Annotated in this window: 19 protein-coding genes; 9 read left to right on the top strand and 10 right to left on the bottom strand. The window is 72.6% G+C overall.

What is annotated here, in order from left to right:
* The first annotated feature begins 17 nt into the window (after positions 1 to 17).
* Positions 18 to 1,532, top strand: a complete 1,515-nt coding sequence (locus ACZ4EF_RS05725) for an O-antigen polymerase (protein WP_355334566.1) — start codon at positions 18 to 20, stop codon at positions 1,530 to 1,532.
* Here ACZ4EF_RS05725 and ACZ4EF_RS05720 read toward each other — a convergent pair.
* From ACZ4EF_RS05720 to ACZ4EF_RS05710, 3 genes are all read right to left on the bottom strand, one after another.
* Positions 1,501 to 2,751, bottom strand: coding sequence for an MATE family efflux transporter (locus tag ACZ4EF_RS05720; RefSeq protein ID WP_355334747.1), 1,251 nt, complete (start codon positions 2,749 to 2,751; stop codon positions 1,501 to 1,503). The genes ACZ4EF_RS05725 and ACZ4EF_RS05720 overlap by 32 nt on opposite strands.
* A gap of 209 nt (positions 2,752 to 2,960) precedes the next feature.
* Positions 2,961 to 4,676 carry a P-loop NTPase family protein gene (locus ACZ4EF_RS05715; RefSeq protein WP_467502931.1) on the bottom strand — a complete coding sequence of 572 codons (1,716 nt, stop codon included), beginning with the start codon at positions 4,674 to 4,676 and terminating at the stop codon, positions 2,961 to 2,963.
* Positions 4,673 to 5,989, bottom strand: a complete 1,317-nt coding sequence (locus tag ACZ4EF_RS05710; protein WP_467502929.1) for a glycosyltransferase — start codon at positions 5,987 to 5,989, stop codon at positions 4,673 to 4,675. The genes ACZ4EF_RS05715 and ACZ4EF_RS05710 overlap by 4 nt, the downstream gene beginning before the upstream one ends.
* A 218-nt stretch (positions 5,990 to 6,207) precedes the next feature.
* On the opposite strand from ACZ4EF_RS05710, the gene ACZ4EF_RS05705 reads away from it, so the two are divergent.
* Positions 6,208 to 6,666 (top strand): FAD synthase family protein, encoded by a 459-nt coding sequence (locus tag ACZ4EF_RS05705; protein WP_355334575.1) that lies wholly within the window; start codon positions 6,208 to 6,210, stop codon positions 6,664 to 6,666.
* Here the strand turns inward: ACZ4EF_RS05705 and ACZ4EF_RS05700 are convergent.
* Positions 6,644 to 7,345, bottom strand: coding sequence for a CDP-alcohol phosphatidyltransferase family protein (locus ACZ4EF_RS05700; protein ID WP_467503072.1), 702 nt, complete (start codon positions 7,343 to 7,345; stop codon positions 6,644 to 6,646). The two genes, ACZ4EF_RS05705 and ACZ4EF_RS05700, sit on opposite strands and share 23 nt — an antisense overlap.
* Positions 7,346 to 7,790: 445 nt before the next feature.
* Here ACZ4EF_RS05700 and ACZ4EF_RS05695 point away from each other — a divergent pair, with 445 nt between their 5' ends.
* Entirely contained in the window at positions 7,791 to 8,615 is an 825-nt protein-coding gene (locus tag ACZ4EF_RS05695) for a polysaccharide deacetylase family protein (RefSeq protein WP_467502927.1), read from the top strand.
* The gene (locus ACZ4EF_RS05690; protein WP_355334581.1) at positions 8,615 to 9,892 is read left to right on the top strand and encodes a YncE family protein; all 1,278 of its coding nucleotides are present in this window, start codon (positions 8,615 to 8,617) and stop codon (positions 9,890 to 9,892) included. The genes ACZ4EF_RS05695 and ACZ4EF_RS05690 overlap by 1 nt, the downstream gene beginning before the upstream one ends.
* A 138-nt stretch (positions 9,893 to 10,030) precedes the next feature.
* Here ACZ4EF_RS05690 and ACZ4EF_RS05685 read toward each other — a convergent pair whose 3' ends face one another.
* The 3 genes from ACZ4EF_RS05685 to ACZ4EF_RS05675 all read right to left on the bottom strand — a co-directional run bounded on the left by ACZ4EF_RS05685 (position 10,031) and on the right by ACZ4EF_RS05675 (position 12,742).
* Complete coding sequence (locus tag ACZ4EF_RS05685) at positions 10,031 to 11,131, bottom strand: serine hydrolase domain-containing protein (RefSeq protein WP_391160066.1); 1,101 nt, start codon at positions 11,129 to 11,131, stop codon at positions 10,031 to 10,033.
* Positions 11,097 to 11,366 (bottom strand): hypothetical protein, encoded by a 270-nt coding sequence (locus ACZ4EF_RS05680; protein ID WP_355334759.1) that lies wholly within the window; start codon positions 11,364 to 11,366, stop codon positions 11,097 to 11,099. The genes ACZ4EF_RS05685 and ACZ4EF_RS05680 overlap by 35 nt, the downstream gene beginning before the upstream one ends.
* A 71-nt stretch (positions 11,367 to 11,437) precedes the next feature.
* Entirely contained in the window at positions 11,438 to 12,742 is a 1,305-nt protein-coding gene (locus ACZ4EF_RS05675) for a multidrug effflux MFS transporter (protein ID WP_401714899.1), read from the bottom strand.
* 103 nt (positions 12,743 to 12,845) lie between these two features.
* Here ACZ4EF_RS05675 and ACZ4EF_RS05670 point away from each other — a divergent pair, with 103 nt between their 5' ends.
* Entirely contained in the window at positions 12,846 to 13,862 is a 1,017-nt protein-coding gene (locus ACZ4EF_RS05670; RefSeq protein WP_355334584.1) for a Gfo/Idh/MocA family protein, read from the top strand.
* A 156-nt stretch (positions 13,863 to 14,018) separates the two neighbouring features.
* Here the strand turns inward: ACZ4EF_RS05670 and ACZ4EF_RS05665 are convergent, their stop codons facing one another.
* Complete coding sequence (locus ACZ4EF_RS05665; protein ID WP_355334587.1) at positions 14,019 to 14,339, bottom strand: 4a-hydroxytetrahydrobiopterin dehydratase; 321 nt, start codon at positions 14,337 to 14,339, stop codon at positions 14,019 to 14,021.
* An 86-nt stretch (positions 14,340 to 14,425) separates the two neighbouring features.
* On the opposite strand from ACZ4EF_RS05665, the gene ACZ4EF_RS05660 reads away from it, so the two are divergent.
* Positions 14,426 to 15,181: an SDR family oxidoreductase gene (locus tag ACZ4EF_RS05660; RefSeq protein WP_467502923.1), complete on the top strand. Its 756-nt coding sequence runs from the start codon at positions 14,426 to 14,428 to the stop codon at positions 15,179 to 15,181.
* 67 nt (positions 15,182 to 15,248) lie between these two features.
* Positions 15,249 to 16,109 (top strand): PhzF family phenazine biosynthesis protein, encoded by an 861-nt coding sequence (locus tag ACZ4EF_RS05655; RefSeq protein WP_391160075.1) that lies wholly within the window; start codon positions 15,249 to 15,251, stop codon positions 16,107 to 16,109.
* An 18-nt stretch (positions 16,110 to 16,127) separates the two neighbouring features.
* On the opposite strand, the gene ACZ4EF_RS05650 is transcribed toward ACZ4EF_RS05655, so the two are convergent.
* Entirely contained in the window at positions 16,128 to 17,012 is an 885-nt protein-coding gene (locus ACZ4EF_RS05650) for a class I SAM-dependent methyltransferase (protein WP_355334596.1), read from the bottom strand.
* A 199-nt stretch (positions 17,013 to 17,211) separates the two neighbouring features.
* Between ACZ4EF_RS05650 and ACZ4EF_RS05645 the strand changes: the two genes are divergently transcribed.
* Both ACZ4EF_RS05645 and ACZ4EF_RS05640 read left to right on the top strand, forming a co-directional pair.
* Positions 17,212 to 18,051 carry a polysaccharide deacetylase family protein gene (locus ACZ4EF_RS05645; protein ID WP_467502920.1) on the top strand — a complete coding sequence of 280 codons (840 nt, stop codon included), beginning with the start codon at positions 17,212 to 17,214 and terminating at the stop codon, positions 18,049 to 18,051.
* 53 nt (positions 18,052 to 18,104) lie between these two features.
* A complete protein-coding gene (locus ACZ4EF_RS05640; protein ID WP_355334600.1) occupies positions 18,105 to 19,121 on the top strand; it encodes an acetylxylan esterase in 1,017 nt (338 codons plus the stop codon).
* A gap of 160 nt (positions 19,122 to 19,281) precedes the next feature.
* On the opposite strand, the gene ACZ4EF_RS05635 is transcribed toward ACZ4EF_RS05640, so the two are convergent.
* Positions 19,282 to 23,424: a beta-galactosidase gene (locus ACZ4EF_RS05635; RefSeq protein WP_467502918.1), complete on the bottom strand. Its 4,143-nt coding sequence runs from the start codon at positions 23,422 to 23,424 to the stop codon at positions 19,282 to 19,284.
* Positions 23,425 to 23,527: the final 103 nt, after the last annotated feature.

Below are 23,527 nucleotides of genomic sequence, written 5' to 3'. Positions count from 1 at the left end.
CATGAAGGGGGTGGGCCATGGCCCTGGACGTGGCACAGGACCAGGCCGGTGCGGGCGGGCCGCTGGAGCGGCCCGGCCCGGACGAGGCGCAGGCCACGACGTCGGTGCCGCGGGCGGCGCTGTCGCGGGCGCTGGCGGTGCCGCTGGTCATCGCGTTGGTGGGGTTCCTGCCCGCGTACGTGGCGGCCCAGCCCGGCACGGGCGTGCGGGACACCGCGTACTGGCTCCAGTTGACGCTGACGGTGTACGGCGGCGGCCGGCTGGCGGCGATGGTGCTGACCCGGCGACGGCGGCTGATCCAGGGCGCGTTCTGGCTGTTCGTGTACGTGGCGATGGGCGTGGCCCCGCTGGCGCAGGCGGTCATCGGGCAGGTCCCGACGCCGGTGGTGGGCCCGCGCTCCGACACGACGACGGCGATCACGCTCGTCCTGATCGGCTGCGTGGCCTTCGACGTCGGCGCGCTGCTGGCCCGGCACCGCCCGGCGGCCCGTATCCGCAAGGCCCGCCCGCAGGCGTCCGTGTCGCGGCGCCGCCTGTGGCTGCTGATCGTGGTCGCGTACCTCGGCAGCGCGCTGTGCATCATGAAGCTCGGCGGCCCGACCGTCTTCTTCTCCAGCCGTCAGGGCATCAGCGAGTCGGTGCAGGCCAGCGGTCTCGCGGGCAGCGGCGGCGACAGCCATGTCGGCTCGGCCTTCATCCGCGGCTTCGGCACCGTACCGGCGCTGCTGGCCATGCTCTTCCTGATCCGCTGGATGATCACGTCCCGGATCGCCCGCCGCAGGCCGCTGGCCATCGCCGCGCTCACCGGCCTGGTGCTGATCAACGTGATCGTGAACAACCCGATCTCCAACCCGCGGTACTGGTTCCTGACCGTCGTGTTCTCGTTGCTGTTCACGGCCTTCCCCAAGAGCCCGGTGATGTACCGCACGGCCCTGGTGACGGGCGTGGTGGCGGCGCTGCTGCTCTTCCCGTTCCTCGACCGCTTCCGGTACGACTCGGGCGGCTACCACCCGGTGGAGACGACGTCGGCGCTGGAGCCGCTGACGCTCAAGGACTACGACCAGATCGGGATGTTCGCGAACACCATCACCTTCGTGCAGTCCGGCGAGGGCCACTCCCACGGGCGGCAGCTCGCGGCGGACGTCTTCTTCTTCGTGCCGCGTTCGATCTGGCACGGCAAGCCGCTGGACTCCGGTGTGCAGGTCGGCCAGTGGATGGGCATGACCAACACCAATCTGTCGTCGCCGCTGTGGGCGGAGCTGTGGCTGGACTTCGGCCCGGTCGGCATGACCGGCGGCTTCCTGCTGCTGGGCTACTTCTGCGCCCGCGGCGACCGCAGATACGCCCAGCGCACGCTGGAGGACGGCCGCCCCGGCACGGTGATGGCCGTGGTGATCCCGCTGGTGTGCGGCTACTCCTTCATCCTGCTGCGCGGCCCGCTGCTCCAGGCGTCGGGCCGGATCGGCATCGCGGCGGTGTGCCTGCTGCTGGTGACGACCTTCAGCGCGGACCGGCGGAAGATCCTGCGGTGACGCCCTCGGCGGAGGCGTCCGGCGCCTGAGGGTCGGTGGCGGCGGCGGGCGCGCGCTTGACGGCGACGATCCGCAGCCACAGCGCCACCGCCTTGAGCGCGGAGCCCAGGGCCAGGCCCCAGGCGGCGCCCATCACGCCGTCCCACTGGTAGCCGGCGAGCATGAAGACCACGGACGCGAGCGAGAAGACCACCTGGATCGGCAGCGTGGCGCGGGGCCGCAGCACGCGCAGCGTCAGCAGGGCGCTGGTGCCCAGCGCGATGCACGCGTACTGGCTGCCGGAGGCGGCCAGCAGCGCGGACGACGACGCCCAGGTGTCACCGAGCAGTTGGCGGCCCACATGGGCGGGCAGCAGCATCAGCACGACCGTCCAGGACACCGCGATCCAGGCGAGGACGGTGGCGAGGACGGCGGTCGCGCGCACCTTGTCGTCGGAGCCGCGGACCCGGTTGAGCAGCGGCGGCCCGAAGGCGGTCGCGGAGTTGAAGAGCACGTTCATCGGGCCGAAGAGCGTGGTGGCGCCGCGCAGGGCGCCGACGGCCAGCGGCGCGGCGAACAGGCCGAGGCCGACGACCGCGAGCTGACTGGTGGCGTTGCCGACGCCGAACTCGATGACGAAGCGCTGCCCGAGGTGCCCGCGGCGGACGAATTTACGCAGGTCCACCGGCGCGCCCTTGACCTTCGGCCACAGCAGGGCGGCGCCCACGAGCAGCGCGGGCACGGCGGACACGCCCCAGACGGCGACGAGCCGGACCGCGCCCGCGCCGTGCGGCTGCATGGCCAGCGCCGGTACGGCGACGGCCAGTCGTACGGTGTCGGCGGCCAGCGCGTAGTGCGGCAGCCGCAGGGCGGAGAAGCAGTACCGCATGCCGTCCTGGGTGAGCACGATCGGCAGCACCAGGCCGAGGACCGCGAGGCCGCGCGCGGTGCCGCCGGGCACGAAGGCGAGCCCCGCGGCCATCGAGAAGCCGATCACGGTGGACGCCACGGCGGTGAAGGTGGCCGCGCTGCGGCAGGCCGCCCGCACCTGCGCGGCGCCGCGCTCCAGCACCAGCGCCTGTCCCACGTAGGAGACGCCGACGCCCAGCAGCACCGTGAACACCATGTAGACCATGGAGAACACGGAGAATCCGGCGGCGCTGGACAGCCGGGCGGCCACGACGAGCACGATGATGTTGGTGAAGGCGGCGACGCCCTGGTCGGCCACCGAGCTGATGATGGCGGCCTTGGTGCCGGGCCCGCCCTTGGACGTGCCGGACCCGGCCGGGTCGCCGGACTCGTCCTCGCCGTCCGCCGACGCGTCGGTCGGGCCGGACGGCGCTGAGCCGCCCGGGGGATCGGGCGGGCCGCCGTACGCGAACTCGGCCCCGGGGCCCACGGCCGCCGTCGTGACCGGGTGGGTGACGGGGCGCCGCGGGTCGGGGCCCGTCAAGGGACCGGGTGTCGTTCCGGAGCGGCCGGGCTGTGGGACTGGGCGGACGGCTCCCCGTCGTGGTGCCGGGGCTGCTGCGGTATCCCGCCGCCACCGCCGGAACCGCCGCTCCCCGTGCGGCCGGTGGCGGCCCTGCGGCGGCCGAGGCGGAAGCGGCGCCCGCCGCCGGTCTCCGCGGCCGAGTGCAGGACCACGCCGAGTACGGCGCCGCCCGCCGCGTTGACCAGCTCGCGGACGCGGACGAGGTCGGCGCGGTGCACCTCGCGCGGGTCGCAGACCACGACCACGCCGTCGACCCGGTCGGCGAGCGCCAGCGCGTCGGCGTAGGCGAGGACCGCGGGGGCCAGTACGACCACGGCGGCGCCGGGGGTGTCGGCCTCGGAGAAGAGCCTGGTGGCCGGGGCCGAGGTGAGCGCGCGGGCCACATTGCGCACCCGGCGGCCGGGCACGAGGTCGAAGGAGCCGGACTCGCCCGCGTCGATGGAGACTTGCAGCCCGGCGGGCCAGCCGCCCTCGCCGAGGCCCGGCGAGCGGGCCCAGCCGGGGCGCGCGCCGCCGTCGGCGGTGCGCAGCCGGGCCGACAGCGACGGGGTGCGCAGATCGGCCTCGACCAGCAGCACCTCCATGCCCATCTCGGCGAAGGACGCGGACAGGTTGACCGCGACGCCCGCCGCGGTGTCGCTGCTGCCGCGCGGGGCGACGACCAGCAGCCGCCGCCGGTCGGCGAAGCGCTTGTCGTGGGCGAGCCGGAAGCCGACCGCGCGGTACTCCTCGGCGAGCCGTCCGCCGCTCTGCCCCTCGGCGAGCAGCGACGCGGGGCCGCTGCCGCGCCGGCGGCGGCCGCGCGGCAGCGTGCCGAGCACCGGGGCGCCGAGCGTGCGCGTGACCTCGCCCTCGGAGCGGACGGTCGGGTCGAAGACCAGCCTGACCCAGGCGCCCAGCAGCCCGAGCGCGATACCGACGCCGCCGCCGAGGCCGAGCATCATCGGCAGTCCGGGACCCGCGGGGGCCTTGGGCGCCGCACCGGGCCTGATGATCGAGCCGGGCGTGGTGTCCAGGGCGCGCAGGCCGCTGATGTTGCCGTTGAGTTCGAGGATGCGCGAGAGCAGGTTGGTCTGCTGGGTGGTCAGGGCGCTGATCACCTGGGCGTTGACGGTGTTGTCGATCTGCTTGAGCAGGTCGTCGCGCTGCTTGTTGAGCGGGTCGAGCTGGGCCTTGTAGCCGTTGACCATCGTGTTGATGGTGGACTTGGTCTGCGCCTGCCGGTTCTCCAGATACGCCTTGGTGAAGGCGTTGACCCACAGCGCGGACTTGGCCGCGTTCCCGGTGCTGCACGTGAAGCGCAGCACGAGGGTGTTGGGCGGGTTGGTGACCTGGAGGCAGTGCTCCATGGCGTCGGCCGGCGCCTTGACGATCTTCGCCGCCGCGTCGGAGACGGTGCTGCTGACCGCGGTCTGCCGCTCGGAGCCGATGTCGATGCCCTTGTCGGCGGAGGCGCCGGTGGCGAACGGGTCGACGGTGGCGGCCCTGATCCGTACCTCGCTGGTGGCCGCGTAGGAGTCGGCGCCGGTCAGCGCGAGCCAGGCGCCGCCGAGGAGGCCGACCAGCACACCGGCCACGATCAGCGCCCGGTAGCGGATGAGCTGGCGGAACTGGTCGCGGAGCAGATCCGGTTCGTCCTGCGCCTCGGTGGCGCGCGTCGTGTCGCTCACTTGCCCACTGCCCCCTCGATCTCCCCGGTTCCCCCGGCCGTCCCGGGCTCCCGGGCCTCCCCGTCCTCAGGAGGCGTCTCGCGGGGCGCCCCCAGCGCCTCCGCGAGCAGTGCGTCGATCCGCGCGAGACCCGCCTCGCGGCTGAGATGCGCGTCCACGTACTCGGGCCCGCGCGCCCCCAGCGCGTCGGCCCTACCAGGATCATCGGCCAGAGCGCGTACTACGTCCAGCAGTGCACGCGGATCCTCCGGCGGGACGACGATTCCCGCCTCCGAGCGTTCCACTTCCTGGGCGGTGCCGCCCTCGGCCGCGACGGAGGCGACGACCGGCCGCCCGGCGGCGAAGTAGGAGGTGAGCTTGGAGGGGATGCTCATGTCGAGCACGGAGGCGCGCTGGGTGACCGCGAGCGCGTCGGCGGCGGCCAGCATGTCGGGGAAGTCGTCGTCATCGGCGGGGGGCGCGAATTCCAGGTTGGGCAGGCCGCCGGCCAGCGAGCGCAGGTGCTCGCGCTGGTTGCCGTCGCCCATCAGCACCACGCGCAGCGCCGGGTCGAGGCGCGCGGCCTCGACGAGCACTTCGAGGCCCTGTTTGAGGCCCATGTTCCCGGAGTGCAGCAGCACCGTCTGGCCCGGACGCCAGCCCAGCCTGGCGCGCATCTCCTCGCGCGGCCTGCTCGGGCGCTTGACGTGCGACCAGTTGGGCACCAGCCGTATTCGCTCCTCGGGCACGCCCATCGCGGCGACCTTGGCGACGAAGCTCTCGTGGATGACGCCGACCAGCGTGGCGCGCTTGAGCGCGTACGCCTCGACCGCGCCCGCCGCGGAGGCCGCCCTGCCGCCGCCGCGTATGCCGCTCTGCGCCGCCGCCGCGCCCATCAGGTCCTGCACGACGGGGATGTACGGGACGCCGTGCCGCCGGGCGATCCGGGCGCCGACCAGGCCGCCGCCGAGGCTGGGCATCTGGGCGACCACCGCGTCGGGGCGGTTCATCGCGGGCGGCGCGAGCAGGCCGTGGCCGAGCACGGTGGCCTCGAACAGGGCGCGGGTGACGGCGCTCTGGCGCGGCGGCACGAGGTGCTTGCGGCGGTGCACGCTGACCCCGGCGCGCCGCTCCTCGGTGCGCCACACCCGGGCGTACTCCGGGTCGAGCCGCCAGGCCGGGTAGTGCGGCATACCGGCCAGGACGTGCACCTCGTCGCCGTTCGCCGCCCAGTGCTCGGCGATCTGGGTCGCGTACGGACCGATCCCGGCGTGCTCAGGCGCGTAATTCGTGGAGACCAGCAGCAGACGGCGGCGCGCGCCGGACTCAGCCACGGAGTGTTCCCTTCCCCCGGCGTCCCCAGACCCCCCAGAGACCGCCAATGACGAACAAGTGCCCACCCTAGCTGTTCACCAGGAGAGCACACGCCCGCTTACCATCGGTTGTACTTTCGCTAATCGCCGCTTGACCGCAACACGGCACGGCTATCGTCTGAGACTCCGCGACGCTGGGGAGCGTCGCACAGCTCACCGTACGACCGGGGGGTCGTTTTATGTCACATCGGGTCGGTTACGCGCCTGGGGTCTACGACCTCTTCCACGTGGGGCATCTCAACATCCTGCGGCACGCCCGCAGCCAGTGCGACTACCTGGTCGCGGGCGTCGTCTCGGACGAGATGGCGCAGCTCGCCAAGGGCCGCAGTCCTGTGGTGCCGCTGGTGGAGCGGCTGGAGATCGTCCGCAGTGTGCGCTTCGTGGACGCGGCCTTCGTCGAGACGGTGCCGGACAAGCTGGAGACCTGGCAGCAGGTCCGCTTCGACGTGCTGTTCAAGGGCGACGACTGGCGCGGTACGGACAAGGGGCGCCGTCTGGAGCGGGACTTCGCGACGGTGGGCGTGGAGATCGTCTACTTCCCGTACACCGTGCACACGTCGAGCACCCAGCTCCGCAAGGCGCTCGACGTGCTGACCGAGCCGGCGCAGCCCTCGGTCAGACCCTCCGAAGCTCTCTGAACCACTTGGTGAGGAAGGCCGCGAGGAAGAGCGCGTGCACGGCGAAGAGGGCCAGGTATCCGGTCCTGAAGGCGCTCTGGCTGCCGAGCAGCAGGAAGACCAGGCAGAAGACGCCGTAGTCGACGGGCAGCAGGGCGACCGCGCGCAGCCGTGAGGGCGGGGGTGACGGCGCGGGGGCCGCCCCCTGGCTCTTCGGCTCCTTCGGCTCCTTCGGCTTGAGCTTGTCGGTGAGCAGGCCACCGAAGAAGATCAGGACGGCGGCGAGCTGGAAGCCCAGCGGCAGCAGCAGCCAGCCGTCGCCCGGCAGGTCGAAGTGCCGGTAGAAGGTGATCAGCACGGCCGCGTGCACGGCGGTGATCTTCGCGCAGTCGACGACGTGGTCGAGCCACTCCCCCGCCGGGCTGCCCGCGCCGAGCAGCCGGGCGAGCTGTCCGTCGGCGGAGTCGAAGGCGAAGCCGACCACCAGGCCCGCCCACACGGCGAGGGCCAGCGGCCACGAGGGGCGGCCGAGCGCGAGCGCGGCGACGGCCGCGCCGCTGAACACGGCGCTGACCAGGGTCACCTGATTGGGCGTCAGTCCGATCCGGTACGCCCCCGCGGCGAGCACCCGGCCGACCGGCCGGTTCACGTAACGGGAGTAGAGCGACACGCCCTTGGCGGTCTTCTGCGCGGCGCGCAGCCGCCGGACGGCGGTCAGGAATCCGGCGTCGCGGACAGGCGCGGTACGCGTGCCGCGCGCCACCACCGGGCCCGCGCCGCCGTCCGTCCCGGAGGCCGGACCTTCGCCCGCGTCGCCGTATGTCCCCGGGGACGTCCCGGCGCCCGGGGCGCCGCCCGCGTCCATGCCGGCGCCGCTACCGGCGCCCGTGTCGGCGCCGTCGCCCGCACGGGCATCCGTGCCGTCGTCCGTCCCGGCACCCGTCCCCGCCGTTGTCCCGGCCACGCAGCCCCCCACGCACCTCTTCGCGGTCACCCGCGGTCCACCCCCCGGTCACCGCGGCGCGGTGCCTTCGTCGGCCCATGATGGCAGGCGGCCCAGCGGACTGACTCATCCGTGCGACTCCGCGCGACGCGGGCCCGGCGACATGGGCCGAAAGTGGCGTTACGTCATAAGGTGATGCCCGATGTCCATCTCCCGCCGAAATCTGCTGCAAGTGACCGCGTCCGGGGCGCTGCTGGCCGGGTGCTCCGACGGCCGTCCGTCCGGCGCCGCACCCGCCCCCGCGCCCGGCACGTCGTCCTCGCCCTCGTCCCCCGCGTCCCCCGCCTCCACCGGCGCGCCCTCGTCCCCGCCGCACGCGCCCGCAGGGAAGCCCGCCACGTCCGCGCCGCCGCCGCTGCCGCCCGGCCTGCCCGACCAGATCGAGCACGGCCCGCGCGACCGCGAGCGGCTCGCCCTCACCTTCCACGGCCAGGGCGAACCGGCGCTGGCCACCGCGCTGCTGGCCGAGGCGGAGAAGGCCGGGGCGCGGGTGACCGTGCTGGCGGTCGGCGCCTGGCTCGACACGTATCCGCGGCTCGCCCGCCGGATTCTGGACGGCGGTCACGAACTGGGCAACCACACCCAGACGCACGGCGACATCGGCGCGATGGACGCCGCCGCGGCCACCGCGGAGATCGAGGGCTGCGCCCGGCGGCTGACCGAGCTCACGGGCTCGCGGGGCCGCTGGTTCCGCCCGTCCCAGGCGCGGATGGCGACCCCGCTCGTGGTGAGACTCGCCCGCGAGGCGGGCTACCCGCACGTGCTGTCGTACGACGTCGACCCGCTCGACTACACCGATCCGGGGGCCGACCGGGTGCGCGCCGCGGTGGCCGCCCAGGCACGCGCGGGCTCGGTGGTCTCCCTGCACTTCGGGCACTCCGGCACGGTCGCCGCGCTGCCCGGGATCCTCGACGACCTGCACCGCCGGGGCCTCCGCGCGGTCACGACCTCGGAGCTGCTGACCTGATGCGCCGCATCCCGTTCCGTTCCCCGCACCCGGCCCCCGGCCACTCCCGGCCGCCCGCGGTCTCCGCCCGCACGCTCCTCGTGGCGGGCGCCGCCACCGTCGCCGTACTCGCGGGCGGTGTGCTCACCGCGGGCTGCGGTACGACGGCCACCGGCGGGCACCCGCACGCGACCGCCTCCGCCAAGGCCGCCAAAGCCGCCGCCGGGGCGACACCGCAGTCCGCGCCGCGCGTCCCGGCCGCCGGGCAGGGCCTGCCGGGCATGCCGCCGCCGCTCGACCCGAAGGACGTCTACGCCGCCGACCGGCCGAACGCGCTGTCCCCCGTGGTGCGGAACTTCCCTTCGCGGGTCTACGTGCCGAACACCGACTCCAACACGGTCTCGGTCATCGACCCGAAGACGTACAAGGTCATCGAGACGATCCCGGTCGGCGAGCAGCCGCAGCACGTGGTGCCGTCGTGGGACCTGAAGACGCTGTGGGTCAACAACGACGTCGGCAACACCCTCACCCCGCTCGACCCGGCCACCGGCAAGGCGGGTCCGACGGTCGACGTGCACGACCCGTACAACCTGTACTTCACGCCGGACGGCAAGTACGCGGTGGTGATGGCGTCGCTCGACCGCGAGCTGGTCTTCCGTGACGCGCACACCATGGCGGTCAAGAAGACCGTGCCGGTGAGCTGTTACGGCGTGAACCACGCGGACTTCTCGCCCGACGGCCGGTACTTCATCGTGTCCTGCGAGTTCTCCGGCGAGCTGCTGAAGGTCGACACGGCGGAGATGAAGGTCGTCGGCCAGCAGCGGCTGCCGTTCGAGGGCGCGATGCCGCAGGACGTGAAGATCTCGCCGGACGGCAAGACCTGGTACATCGCCGACATGATGGCCGACGGCGTGTGGGTGATGAACGGCGACACCTTCTCCAAGCCGACGCTGCTGCGCACCGGCAAGGGCGCGCACGGCCTGTACGTCTCGCGCGACTCGAAGGTGATGTACATCTCCAACCGCGGCGAGGGCTCGATCTCGCTGCTCGACTTCGCCACCGGCAAGCTGGTCCGCAAGTGGCACATCGAGGGCGGCGGCAGCCCCGACATGGGCGGGGTGTCCGCGGACGGCAAGGTGCTGTGGCTGTCCGGGCGGTACGACGGCGAGGTGTACGCGATCGACACCGCCGACGGGCGCACTCTGGCGAAGATCCCGGTCGGCTCGGGTCCGCACGGCCTGGCCGTCTACCCGCAGCCGGGCCGCTACTCGCTCGGCCACACCGGCATCTTCCGCTGAACGGCCGCACGGGCGTCGTCCGTTGAACGGCCGCACGGCGCACTGCGTTGGACGGCCGCACGCGCGAACTGCGTTGCACGGGCGCACGGGCGTCTCATGTTCAACGGCCGCACGGGCGACCCGCGTTGAGCAGGCCCGCTACACCGGCCCCGCGGTTCCGGCCTTGAGGATCGCCCTGGCCAGTCCGGTCGCGGCGGCGGCGCGTGGCGCGCTGCCGTCGCGCCAGGTCCTGGTCGGGTGGACGGAGTTGGCGAGCAGCACGAGAAAGCTGTCGCTCTCCGGGTCGACCACGAGGCTCGTACCGGTGAAACCGGTGTGCCCGTACGCGCCGCGCCCGGCCAACTCGCCCATGAACCACGCCTGGTCGGTCTCGAAGCCGCCCCAGGGCCCGCCCCGGTCGAGCAGCGCCCGGCAGAACAGCGCCAGGTCCCAGGCCGTCGAGAACAGCCCGGCGTGCCCGCTGACCCCGCCCATCGCGTACGCGTTCTCGTCGTGCACGCTCCCGCGCACCATGCCGCGGTCGAGCCTGCCCCACGGCCGCCGCTGGTCCTCGGTGGCCGCGATCCGCGAGAGCGCGGCGGACGGCGGGTTGAAGCCGGTGTCGAGCATGCCGAGGGGGCCGGTGACCTCCTCGCTGATCAGCACCGCGAGCGGGCGGCCCGTGGCGGCCTCCAGCGCGTACTGGACCGCGATGAGGTTCAGGTCGGAGTAGACCCGCAGGGTGCCCGGCGGGTGCACCGGCTCCTCGTCCCACAGCATCCGCGCCCGGCCCTGCGCCGTCGGCCGGTCGTAGAAGGGCAGTTCGGGGCGCAGGCCCGAGGTGTGGTCGAGGAGCTGCCGTACGGTGATCGCGCCCTTGCCCGCCGCGCCGAACTCCGGCACGTACGCGGCGACCTCCCGGTCCTGGTCGAGGTGGGTGGCCGCGACGGTGGCCGTGAAGAGCTTGGTGAGCGAGGCCAGGTCGAAGACGGTGTCCTCGCGCATCGGCACCCACTGCCCGGGCGGCAGCTCGACGCCGACGTCCGCGCTCTCGTCGTACGCGCCGTAGCGCACCGCCCAGCCGACCGCCTCGTGCAACGCGACGGTCCTGCCCCGGCCGGCCAGCACGACGGCGCCCGCGCACCAGGGGTGCGCGGGCGCCGGGCGCGTGTACGCGGCCAGCGCGGGGACGATACGGCTCAGCTCTGCGGCGTCGAGACCCGCCTCAGGGCAGGTACCTCTCGACAGCGGCGGCGCCATGTTCCTCCAGTGCTCTGCGGGCCTTCTCGATCCGTTCCGGCGTGGGCTCACGGCCGGAGAGCAGTACCAGGTCCTCCGGGCTCACCGAGCCGTCGGCCGCCCCCTCCGCGCCCGTGCGCAGGGAGCTGTCGGCGCTCTTGAACGCCCATGTGCGCTCGTCGTCGCCCGGCTCGGCGAGCCGGTCGGTACGCGCGCCCACGCTCTTTCCGGGGCTCTCGTCCGCGGTATCGGACATCGCATCCTCCTGATGGCCCGCGGGCCTCCTGATGGTCCGCGCCGCGAGCCGCCTGATGGCCCGCGTGCCGCCTAGGGTCCCTCCACGGTACGACGCCCGCGCACGCACAGCCCGACGAAACAGGCGACGGCCACGAGTGCGCAGGTCAACTGCACGAGGGCCATCGGCACCGCGGTGCCGTCACCGGCCACTCCGGCCAGCGGCGACGCGAGGGCGCCGATCAGGAAGGACGAGGTGCCCACCAGCGCGGACGCCGAGCCCACGTCCCGCTTGACGCGCAGCAGCGCCAGCGTGTTCGCGGTGGGCAGGGTCAGGCCCATCGACGCCATCAGCACGAAGAGCGCGGCGGAGACGGCGGGCAGTCCCGCCCGGCCGAAGACGCCGGTGGTCAGCAGCACCAGGGCCACCGAGGCGGCGGTGATCAGCGCGAGCCCGATCGTGAGGATCTTCTCCATCGCGACCCGGCCGACCAGCACCTTGCCGTTGAGCTGGCCCACGCCGACGATGCCGATGGAGTTCAGCCCGAACAGCAGGCTGAAGGTCTGCGGCGAGGCGCCGTAGATGTCCTGGATGACGAAGGCGGACGCGGACACGTAGGTGAACAGCGCCGCGAAGGCGAAGCTGCCCGAGAGCACGTACCCGGTGAAGATCCGGTCGCCGAGCAGCCGCTTGACCGCGCCGAAGGTGCCCAGCAGCCCGCCGGAGTGCCGGCGCTCGGGCGGCAGCGTCTCGTGCAGCCAGCGCCACACCACCAGGGTGAGCAGGACGCCGATCACGGTGAGGACGGCGAAGACGCCGCGCCAGTCGGTGATCCGCAGGATCTGGCCGCCGATCACCGGGGCGACGATCGGGGCGACGCCGGAGATCAGCATCAGAGTGGAGAAGAAGCGGGCCATCTCCACGCCGTCGTAGAGGTCGCGGACGACCGCGCGGGCGATGACGATGCCCGCCGCGCCCGCCAGGCCCTGGATCAGCCGGAAGGTGATCAGCAGGCCCGCCGAGGGCGCGAAGGCGCAGACGGCGGTGGCGAGGATGTAGATGACCATGCCGGTCAGCAGGGGACGGCGGCGTCCCCAGCGGTCGCTGAGCGGCCCGACCACGAGCTGGCCGAGCGCCATGCCCGCGAGGCAGGCGGTGAGGGTGAGCTGCGCCGTCGCCGCGGTGCTGTGCAGGGCGTCGGTGACCTGGGGCAGCGCGGGCAGATACATGTCCATCGACAACGGCGGCACCGCGGTGAGGCCGCCGAGAACGAGCGTGACGAGCAGGCCGGTACGGCGCTGCGTGCCGATGGTCGGGGTAGGGGTGGTGGTGTGGGTGGTGGTGACATCGGTGATGTCAGCGGTGTGCGCGGGTATGGGCGGCCCGGCGTCCTGCACGGCACTCTCCGTAGGTGGTAGTTGAACCGTTCTCTATCCTTCCAGTGATCGCGCACGACCGAGACCACGTTTTGACCCTGACCGACGAGTGGGAGACCGACCGATGAGCGACGACGGCGTACGGACCATCCGCTGGGGCATCCTGGCGACCGGCGGGATCGCCGCGACCTTCACCGAGGCGTTGCTGACGCTGCCGGACGCGGAGGTCGTCGCCGTGGGCTCGCGCACCCTCGAGGGCGCGAAGGCGTTCGCCGAGCGGTACGGGATCGCGCGCGCGTACGGCTCCTGGGCGGAGCTGGCCGCGGACGACGGGGTCGACGTGGTGTACGTCGCCACGCCGCACTCCGCGCACCGCGAGGCGACCGGGATCTGTCTGGAGGCCGGGCGGGCCGTGCTGTGCGAGAAGGCGTTCACCATCAACGCCCGTGAGGCGCACGAGCTGGTGGACCTCGCCCGCGACCGCGGCCTGTTCCTCATGGAGGCCATGTGGATGTACTGCAACCCGCTGATCCGGCACATGCTCGCGCTCATCGCCGAGGGCCTGATCGGTGAGGTGCGGGACGTCTCGGCCGCCTTCGGTTTCTCCGGGGACTTCCCCGCCACCCACCGGCTGCGCGACCCCGACCAGGGCGGCGGCGCCCTGCTCGACCTCGGCGTCTACCCGGTCTCCTTCGCCCAGCTCCTGCTCGGCGAGCCCGACGAGGTCCGGGCGTGGTCCCACCTCACGCCCGAGCGCGTGGACGACAACACCGGCATCGTCCTGGGCTGGAACGACGGCGCCGTCGCCACTTTGACCTGCTCCATCACCGCCGACACCGGCGCCCGCGCCGTCGTCACCGGCAGCGCCGGCCGCATCGAGCTTCCCGAGGGCTTCTTCAACCCCGAGCGCTTCGTCGTCCACCGCCAGGGCGAGGAGCCCCGCACCGTCCTCTTCTCCGACGTCGTCGCCGACGGCCTCACCCGCGGCACCATGGCCTACGAGGCCGCCGAAGTCATGCGCTGCCTCCGCGCCGACGAACTCGAGTCCCCCCTCGTCCCCCTCGCCGGCTCCCTCTCCATCATGCGAACCCTCGACACCATCCGCGAACACACCGGCGTCACCTACCCCGGCATCGACTAGGGCCTGTCCGGGACGTGCCCCGTCACGGGCGCCGGGGGCGCCTCCCGGCCGAAGGCCGGGGGAGGAACCGCGCGAGCAACCCGCCACCGGCGGGTGGTCCGGAGACCACCGGACTGCCCCGCCGGGGCGGGTGGTGACCCGCGGGAGCGCCGCGGCTCAGGCGGCGGAGTGGGCCGGGGCGATGGCCTCGATGCGGGCGGCGAGGTCGAAGTCCTTGGCGGTGAGGCGCCCACCGGCGGCGTGGGTGGTGAGGGCCACCGTCAAGGTGTCGTAGCCGAGGGTGAGTTCCGAGTGATGGTCGAGCTCGGCTTGGATCCCCGCGATGTGCAGCGCGAAGATCGCGGCGGGAAGGTGCGCCAACCGGTAGACCCGCCGGAGCGAGGCGGCCCCGTCACCACCGGGCAGCACCTCCCAGCCGGGAAGCCCGGCGAGCCGCGCGGCCACCTGGTCGGACGAGAGCGGTTCGGCGTAGGGCATCCGGGGGCCTCCACGGAAAAGGGGCGGGCGGGTGGGCGGGCGGGCGAATTCATCCTCGCACCGCCCAGCGCATAACCTGCGGTGCCATGAGCGAGAACGAGCGAGTCGCGGTCGTCACGGGTGCGGGTTCGGGCATCGGCCGGTCCGTCGCGGTGGAACTGGCGGCGGCGGGCTGGACGGTACTGCTGGCGGGCCGCCGCGAAAAGGCGCTGGCCGAGACGGCGGAGCTGGCGGCGGCCGGCCCCGGACGGACACTGACCGTACCGACCGACGTCACCCGTCCGGAGGACGTGGAGCGGCTGTTCGCGTGGGACACCGCCCCCGGCCGCCTGGACCTGCTGTTCAACAACGCCGGAATGTTCGGCCCGCCGGTCCCGGTCGAGGACCTGTCGTACGACGAGTGGCGCGCCGTCGTGGACGTGAATCTGCACGGCGCGTTCCTGTGCGCGCAGGCGGCGTTCCGGCGGATGAAGGACCAGGACCCGTCCGGCGGCCGGATCATCAACAACGGCTCCGTCTCGGCCCACGTCCCGCGCCCGCACAGCATCGCGTACACCGCGACCAAGCACGCCATGACCGGCCTGACGAAGTCGCTGTCGCTGGACGGCCGCCCGTACCGCATCGCCTGCGGCCAGATCGACATCGGCAACGCGGCGACCGAGATGACGGCCCGGATGCGGACCGGGATTCTCCAGGCGAACGGCACCACGGCCGTCGAGCCCGTGATGGATGTCGCCGACGTGGCCCGTACGGTGCGGCACATGGCCGAGCTGCCGCTGGAGGCCAACGTGCAGTTCGCGACGGTGACGGCGACGACGATGCCGTTCATCGGACGCGGCTGAGGGCGCGCCGCGCCCGGCGGCGACAGCCACGGGAATACGCGCGGGACGGCGCCGGGTTGGAGCGGTCATGACGACACCCACGGGGCCCGACATCCTGCGCTACACGGCCTTCTCCGACGACCCCGAAGGCGGCAACCCCGCCGGGGTCGTCCTCGACGCCTCGGCGCTCGACGCCCCCGGCATGCTGGCCGTCGCCGCCGACGTCGGCTACTCCGAGACCGCCTTCGTCACGGCGACGGACGGCCGCACGCTGACCGTGCGGTACTTCAGCCCGAAGGCGGAGGTCTCCTTCTGCGGCCACGCCACCCTCGCCACCGCCGTGGCGGTGGCGGACCGACTCGGCGCGGGCGACCTGCTGTTCCGCACCCGGGCGGGCGACGTCCCGGTCACCGTCTCGACCGGCCCGGACGGTACGCCGCTGGCGACGATGACCAGCGTCGAGCCGTACGTCGAGGACATCGCGTCCGACGCCCTCGCCGAGGCGCTGGCCGCCCTCGACTGGCCCGCCGCCGACCTCGACCCGGCCTTCCCGCCCCGGGTCGCGTACGCGGGCGCCCGGCATCTGGTGCTGGCCGCGGCCACCCGCGAGCGGCTGGCCGACCTCGCCTACGACTTCGACCGGCTCGCCGCGCTGATGACCGCCGTGGACCTGACCACCGTCCAACTCCTGTGGCGCGAGAGCCCGTCGGTCTTCCACGTCCGCGACCCGTTCCCGGTCGGCGGTGTGGTCGAGGACCCGGCGACCGGCGCCGCCGCGCTGGCCCTGGGCGCGTACCTGCGCGACCTCGGCCTGGTCGCCCCGCCGGCCACCCTCACCCTCCACCAGGGCCACGACCTCGGCCGCCCGGCCACCCTCACGGTCACCGTCCCGCCGCCCGCGACCCCGTACATCCAGGTCACGGGCACGGCCGTCCCGATCCCGGCGTAAGGCCACCGTCCCGGCGGGTCAGACCGCTTCCTTCTCCCATACCGAGACGTGCCGGGTGCTGTCCTGCGTGAACGGCTCGCGCGACCAGCCCGCCCACCGCTCCCGCAGCCGCATGCCCGCCAGTTGGGCCATCAGGTCCAGCTCGGCGGGCCAGACGTAGCGGAACGGCGTCGAGGTGACCTGTCCCCTGCCGTCCTCGGTGACCGTCACGTAGTGGCAGGTCGCGTCCTGCGTGACCGTGTCGTAGACGGTGTACGAGCAGCCGTCGGGGCCGGTGTGGAAGGGCACGACGTTCTGTCCGTGCGGGATCTTCCGCAGCTCGGGGACCATGACCTCCACGACGAACCGGCCGCCGGGGCGCAGGTGCGCCGCCGCGTTGCGGAAGCAGGCGACCTGTGACTCCTGCGTGGCGAGGTTCATGACGGTGTTGAACACCAGGTAGGCCAGCGCGTATCCGCCGCCGTCACCGTTCCCGTTCCCGTCTGCGGTCCCGTCCGTGCTCGCGTTCCCGCCCGCGATCCCGTCCGTGCTCGCGTTCCCGTCCGCGGTCCCCGCCGCGTACCCTTCCGCCGTCGTCGTCGCGATGTCCCCGATCGTGACGGGGATGTCCCGTCCGCCGGGCTTGGCCCGCAGCCGGGCCACCATCGCGCGCGACATGTCGATGCCCGCCACCGGCACACCGCGCTCGGCGAGCGGCACCGCGATCCGGCCGGTCCCGATGGCCAGTTCCAGCGCCCGCCCGCCGCCGGCCTGGTCCGCGAGGAAGTCCACCGTCCGCCGCACCACGCCCGGATCGAACTCCTCACTCGTGTCCGCGTCGTACCGCCCGGCCACGTCTTCGCCGAAGTACCCGTCGTCATGTCCGTCGTCGTGTCCGTCGTCGTGTCCGTCGTCATTGCTCACGCGCCGGACGCTAACCCGATCCCCGGGACGGCCGCGCCCGATTATTCCCGGCCACCGCGGCCTGCACCGGCCTGCTCCGCCGCCCCTGCCGCCCGCGCTGTCCGGGCCGGGGGGCCGTGAGGTGGGCGGATACGGCGTGGATAGAGTGCTGGACGGTCCGCGCGAGCGGGCGTCCGTCACGACGAGGGGGAACTCGCGCATGCGCAGCACGACCGGGGCACGCAGGGCCGGAATCGGGGCCGAGGCCGGGCGGCGGGTGCGGCTCGGGGCCGCGGTCGTGGTCACGGCGGCGCTGGGGCTCGGGCTGGCCGGGTGCAACGGGTACCAGAGCACGTCGCCGTCGGCCGCGCGCAAGCATGTGGCGGCGGACGGCACGACGGCCGCCTTCGCGCAGGGTGCGGACGGGCCCGTGGACTGCCGGAAGGCGAAGTGCGTGGCGCTGACCTTCGACGCGGGGCCGAGCGTGCGGGCGCCGCAGATCCTGAGCATTCTGCGGAAGTACCACGTGCACGCGACCTTCTTCACGCTCGGCAAGAACCACGTGATGAAGCACCCGCAGATGGTGCGGGACATGGTGGCGCAGGGCGACGAGGTGGAGACGCTGACCTGGTCCCACCAGATCCTCACCAAGATCAGCTCGTCCGAGATCCGCAAGGAGATCACCGAGGGGCGGGACGCGGTGCAGAAGGTGACCGGCGTCCGGCCGATGCTGCTGCGCCCGCCGCAGGGCCGTACGAGCAGCAAGGTGACGGCCATCGCGCGGGACCTGGGCATGGCGGAGGTGGTGTGGAGCGCCAACGGCCAGGACTACCGGACCACCGACTCCGCGCTGATCGCCAAGCGCATCCTCCAGCAGACCAAGCCGGACGGCATCATCCTGCTGCACGATCTGGTCGACCCGACGAACAAGGGCTACAACGGCACGGTCGCTTCGATCGCGCCGATCGTCTCCACGCTCCAGGCCCGCGGCTACACCTTCGTCACCGTCTCCCAACTCCTCGCGCCGGGCACACCGCAGCCCGGCAAGGTCTACAAGTAGCCACGCCCCGAACGACGTTCACAGCGAAGCCCTGACTGACGAAGGCGGACCCGATGGCCCTGTTCGACCTGCCCCTCGACGAACTCCGCGCGTACCGCAGCCGGTCCGCGGAGCCCGCCGACTTCGACGCCTTCTGGTCGCAGACCCTGGAGGAGGCCCGCGCGCACCCGCTCGAGGCGCGGTTCGAGCCGGTACGGACCGGGCTCTCGACGGTCGACGTGTACGACGTCACCTTCGCGGGCTTCGGCGGCCAGCCGGTCAAGGGCTGGTTCGTGGCGCCCGCCCACGCGGCCGAACCCCTTCCGCTGCTGGTCGAGTTCGTCGGCTACGGCGGTGGGCGCGGCCTGCCGCACACCCATCTGCTGTGGGCCTCGGCCGGTTTCGCGCACCTGGTGATGGACACCCGTGGCCAGGGCAGCGGTTGGTCCGTCGGTGACACCCCCGACGAGGCGGGCAGCGGGCCCGCCGTCCCCGGTTTCATGACCCGTGGCATCGAGGACCCGCGATCCTTCTACTACCGCCGGGTGTTCACCGACGCGGTGCGCGCCGTCGAGGCGGGCCGCGCGCACCCGTTGACCGACGCCGCGCGTACGGTCGCGCTCGGCACCAGCCAGGGCGGCGGGATCACGCTGGCCGTCGCGGGCCTCGTACCGGACCTGGCGGCCGTCGCCCCCGACGTCCCCTTCCTGTGCGACTTCCCGCGCGCGATCCGGCTCACCGACCGCGACCCGTACCGCGAGGTGGGCCGCTACCTCAACACCCATCGCGCGAGCGTCGACCGGGTCACCCGGACGCTGTCCTACTTCGACGGCGTCCACTTCGCGGCCCGCGCCAACGCCCCCGCCCTCTTCTCCACCGCGCTCGAAGACCAGACGTGCCCGCCGTCCACCGTCTTCGCCGCCTTCAACGCCTACGCGCACGCCGACAAGCAGATCGAGATCTACGACTTCAACGGTCACGAGGGCGGTGGTCCTCACCAAGAGGCCACCCGCCTCGACTGGCTCCCCAACCACCTCACCCCCCGCCACCCGGCCTCGGAGGACGGGAACCCCGCCCCGTCGGGGCCGTGAATCCTCGCCTCAACTGCGCGCAGGAGGACGCCCTGCGCGACACCCCGGACCTCGGCCCGCTGGAGGAGTAGCCGCTCCACGGAGAAGAGGCAGCGCGACGACGAGCCCGCGCACCGCGGTCGCGGTGGCGCGGGCTCGTCGTCGCCGCTGTCGGCCGCGGTCAGCCCGTGCAGGTCAGGGTCGGATTGACCCAGTCCCCGTGGTCGTTGCCGTTGCCGTCGCCTCCGTCGCCGACGCCCAGGTCGATGACCTGGCCGCCGGTGACCGGCACGTCGATCGCGACCGGCGCCGAACCGCCGTTCAGCACGGGCGTGGTGGTGAGCGCCTTGCCGTCGAGGGTCACGGAGAAGGTGACCGTGCCCGGATCGCCGTTGTCGACGCCGACCAGGGCGGTGAACCTGGTGCAGCGCCCGTCGAGGTAGATCTGCACGTCGCTGGGCGAGTTGGTGCCCAGGCCCTTGGCGTAGGTGACGCCGCCCAGCTTCAGCGGGGTGCCGTCGCCGGACGCGGTGTTGCCGACGCTCTGGTCGCGTTCCACCGGTCCCCAGCCGTTGGTCGCGGACAGGAACTCCAGGTCGCTGACCTGGTTGTCCCCGGCCGGCGGCGGCGCGGGCACCGCCCCGACGATCCGTACGTCACGCGGGGCCGTGGTGGACCGGCCCTGCGTCAGACGGGCCTTCACCGTCAGGGAGTTGACCTTGGCGGGGCTCTGCGGCGCGGTGACCTTCCAGGTGAAGGCGGCCGAGGAGCCGCCGCGTATCCGGTCGACGACGGCGGGCGCTGACCGCGGGCTCACGGTCCACCCCGGCGGTACGTCGAGTGCCGCCGTGACCTTGGTGGCGGTCGGGCCGCCCTTGGGGACAGTGACCGTCGCGGTCGCGGTGAACGTCGCGCCGCCGCCCACCGATCCGGGGACCTGGAGGGAGACCGCGGAGGCCGGGGCGCCCGGCATCGCGTAACGGGCCTTGTCGTAGCGGGGGCTCTGGTTCCGGGCGACGGTCAGCGAGGAGGCGTAGCTGCCGTAGTCGGTCAGCGCGACCTTGCCGAGTCCGCCGGTCGTGCCGTCGAGATTCCACACGGCGAGGCTGACGGTGTTCCTGCCGTGCGGGTCGATGACGCCGTTGGGCAGCGGGAAACTGTGCTGCGGGCCCACGTAGTTGACGTAGTTGCCCATGTTCCAGCCGTTGACGTAGATCTCGACGCGGTACTTGCGGGACGGGTCGTCGGTGAAGGTGAGGCCGAGCGAGGTGTCCTGGCCCTTGGGGAGGTCGAGGTTGACGTCGGTGGTGTACCAGGAGACGCCGGGCGTGGTGTCGGTGGTCGGCAGGGTGACCGGCGTCCAGCCGTCGGTGGGGTGGCCGGGCAGCGGGTATCCGGCACGCTCGCCGTACAGGCCGCCGGAGTTGAGCGGGCCGCGCACGGTGTCGACGGGGGTCTCGCCGCCGCGTACGCCCTGGAGCCGCCAGGTGATCGTGTCCAGCGGCGCGCCGGCCAGTGAGGCGCCGGTCAGGCCGCGGGCGGCCTTGTTGCCGTTGGGCGGGTTGTAGTCCTCCTCGTGGCCCATGTTGACGGTGAGCACCGAGACGACGTTGTCGCCGGTCGTCCTGAGCACTCCGGCAGGGAACGCGTACGTCTTCTGGCCGTCCGCGGTCGCGCTGCCGAGGAAGGTGCCGTTGAGCCAGACCGAGGAGGCCGCGGCGCCGCCGCCGCTCTGCGCGGACAGCGTGATGCCGGTCTCCTTGCCCGTGGCGGTGAACCGGCCGCGGTACCAGGTGCTTCCGGTGTGGAAGCCGTAGTCGTCGGCGAACAGCACCGGCAAGGTGGCGGGCGTGGTGCGGCTGTTCGAGGTGGTCTTGTCGGCCACCTGCCAGGTCGAGTCGTCGAAGCCGGCGGCCGACTCGGGCGACTCCTGGATGTGCTTCCAGCCGGTCAGGGCGGGCAGGCTGACGGCCGCCGCTGTCGGTACGGTGCCGGTCCTGCTGCCGGTGGCCGTGGTGGCGGTACGGACGCTCTTGCCGTTCCACGTCACGGAGTCGGCGGTGCTGAAGACCTCGATCGCGCCGTCGGTGGCGACGTCGCCGGTCAGGGCGAGCGCCGAGCCGTTCGAGACCGCGCCGCGCAGCAGGTGGGTGCCGCGCACCAACACGGGCCCTGCGGCGGTGTCCTGCCGCCAGAAGGTCTTGGCGGTGTCGGTGTCGGCGAGCAGCAGGAGCAGCGGGTGCGCGCCGCCGCTGATCCGCACGCGGGTCAGGCCGGTGTGGGCGTAGTTGAGCCGCAGGTCGCCGGTGGCCGGGTCCCAGGCGGAGGTGACGGCGCCGCCGGTGGCGGTGACCGTCGGGCGGGTCGCGTAGTGCAGGACGGTCTCACCGTCGGAGCCGTGGTCGCCGTAGAGCACCGCGACATCACGGCCGCCGATGGTGGCGTTCGTCATGATCTCCGAGGTGCTGTACTGGAGTTGGTTACCGCCGAGGCTGTAGTCCGCGACGATGATCTTGCTCTGGCGGCCGTTGAGGGTCAGCGCCGTGCCGGGCTGCTGCGGGACGGTGTAGACGGGGGCGGTGGAGCCCTGGCCGTTGTCGACGTCGATCGCGTCGATGGTGACGAACTGCCCTGACGCGGCGGTGTTCTTGGTGCCGGTGGCCACGATCTTCAGGGTGTGCGCCCCGGCGGCGAGCCCGGTCGCCCGGTAGGCCACGTACTGGTTCTGCTTGGTCGCGCCGTACAGGTCGACGGTCTTGACCTTGGCGCCGTCGAGGTAGACGTCCGCGATGCCGTGGTTGCCGTCGAGGTTGGTGACCCACTTCACGCCGGTGCCGGTGAAGCCGACCGAGACGCTGTCGCCCGCGGTGTCGGAGAACGACTCGGTGTGCTGGTAGTCGCCGCCGGTGTAGTTCTGTTCCGCGCCGACGTGCGACCAGGCGCCGGTGTACGCGAGCGCCGGGTCGACGTCGTCGTACGTGTAGCCGGGGTGCGCGCCGAGGTCGATCGTCACGTGCCCGCTGTCGGTGGTCGTCGCGGTGGAGTCGGAGTGCCGCAGCACGTGGAACTGCGTGCCGGTGTCGGGGTTGCGGCGCGCGGTGTCGACGATCTTCGCGTTGTCGGTCGGGGTGGCGGGCAGCGCGTCGGTCTTGGTGAGCGGCGCGAGCGCCTGTGTGAAGTAGCCGATCAGCTTGTCCTGGTCGTACTTCGGGTCGAGCTGCCGGTTCTCGCGGATCGCGGCGCCGTAGTCGTACGACGTGTAGTTCTGCGGCTCGCCCAGCCAGCCCCAGTTGGTGCCGCCGTAGAGCATGTAGAAGCTCTGCGAGGTGGCACCGACGGCGATGTTCTGCTTGTAGAACACGTCCGCGAACTGGTCGTTGATGAGCTGCGCGCACTTGTCGTAGCCGGGGCCGCCCCACGGGTCGAAGGCACCGCCCTGGAACTCGGCGGTGGCCAGCGGCTTGCCCGGGACGTGGTCGTAGCTGATGTCGGGCACGCCGTTCCACCGGGTGGGGTTGGAGCAGTTGAAGCCCTGCGGGTAGGAGTCGGCCGCGTCGACGGCCAGTTCGGCGTCACCGGAGTTGAAGGTGCCGTTGTTGTTGCCGACCAGCGGCACCTTGATGCCGTCCGCGGTGGCCTTGTCCTCCAGGTGCTTCATGTAGGCGCGGCCCGCCGCGCTGCCGTTGTAGTACTCGTTCTCGACCTGGTACTCAATCACCGAGCCCTTGCCGTCGGTGAGTTGGTGCCGGGCGATGATCCGGTCGATCTGCGTCTGCCACTCGTCGCTGTACTTCAGATACGCCGGGTCGCCGGTGCGGGTGTCCCCCGCCTTGGTGGAGAGCCAGCCGGGGAAACCGCCGCCGTCCACCTCGGCGTTGATGTACGGGCCGGGTCGGGCGACCACGTAGATGCCGAGGTCGTCGGCCATGTCGAGGAGCTTGTCCACGTCGCGGACGCCGGTGAAGTCGTAGACGCCCGGGGCGGGCGAGTGATAGCCCCAGTCGAAGTAGAGGGAGACGGCGTTGAATCCGGCCGCTTTCATCTTCTGGAGCACGTCCAGCCACAGATCCTGGCTCGGCAGCCGGTAGTAGTGGAACTCGCCGCCCCACAGGTAGGTGCGCTTTCCGTCGATCATGAACGAATAGCCGTCGTAGGTGACCGAGTGGGTGGCGTGCGGGGCGCCCGCGTGCGCCGTGCCCGGCGCCCGCGCCGGCGGTTCGGCGGCGGCCCCCACGCCGACGCCGAGACCGACCATGAGCGCGGCGGTGACCCCCAGGGCCAGACAGCGCCGCAGCACCCATCGGTACGTGCGATGAACAGCCATTCCTACCTCCACGTCACGTGCGGGAGTGGTCGCGAGCTTCAGCGGTCGCTCATGAACAGCCAGGAAAGAGCAGATTCCCTGTTGATATATGTGCGAACGAGTC

The sequence above is a fragment of the Streptomyces sp. NPDC025721 genome, from assembly GCF_055558595.1.
This window is presented reverse-complemented; position numbering and strand designations above follow the sequence as displayed.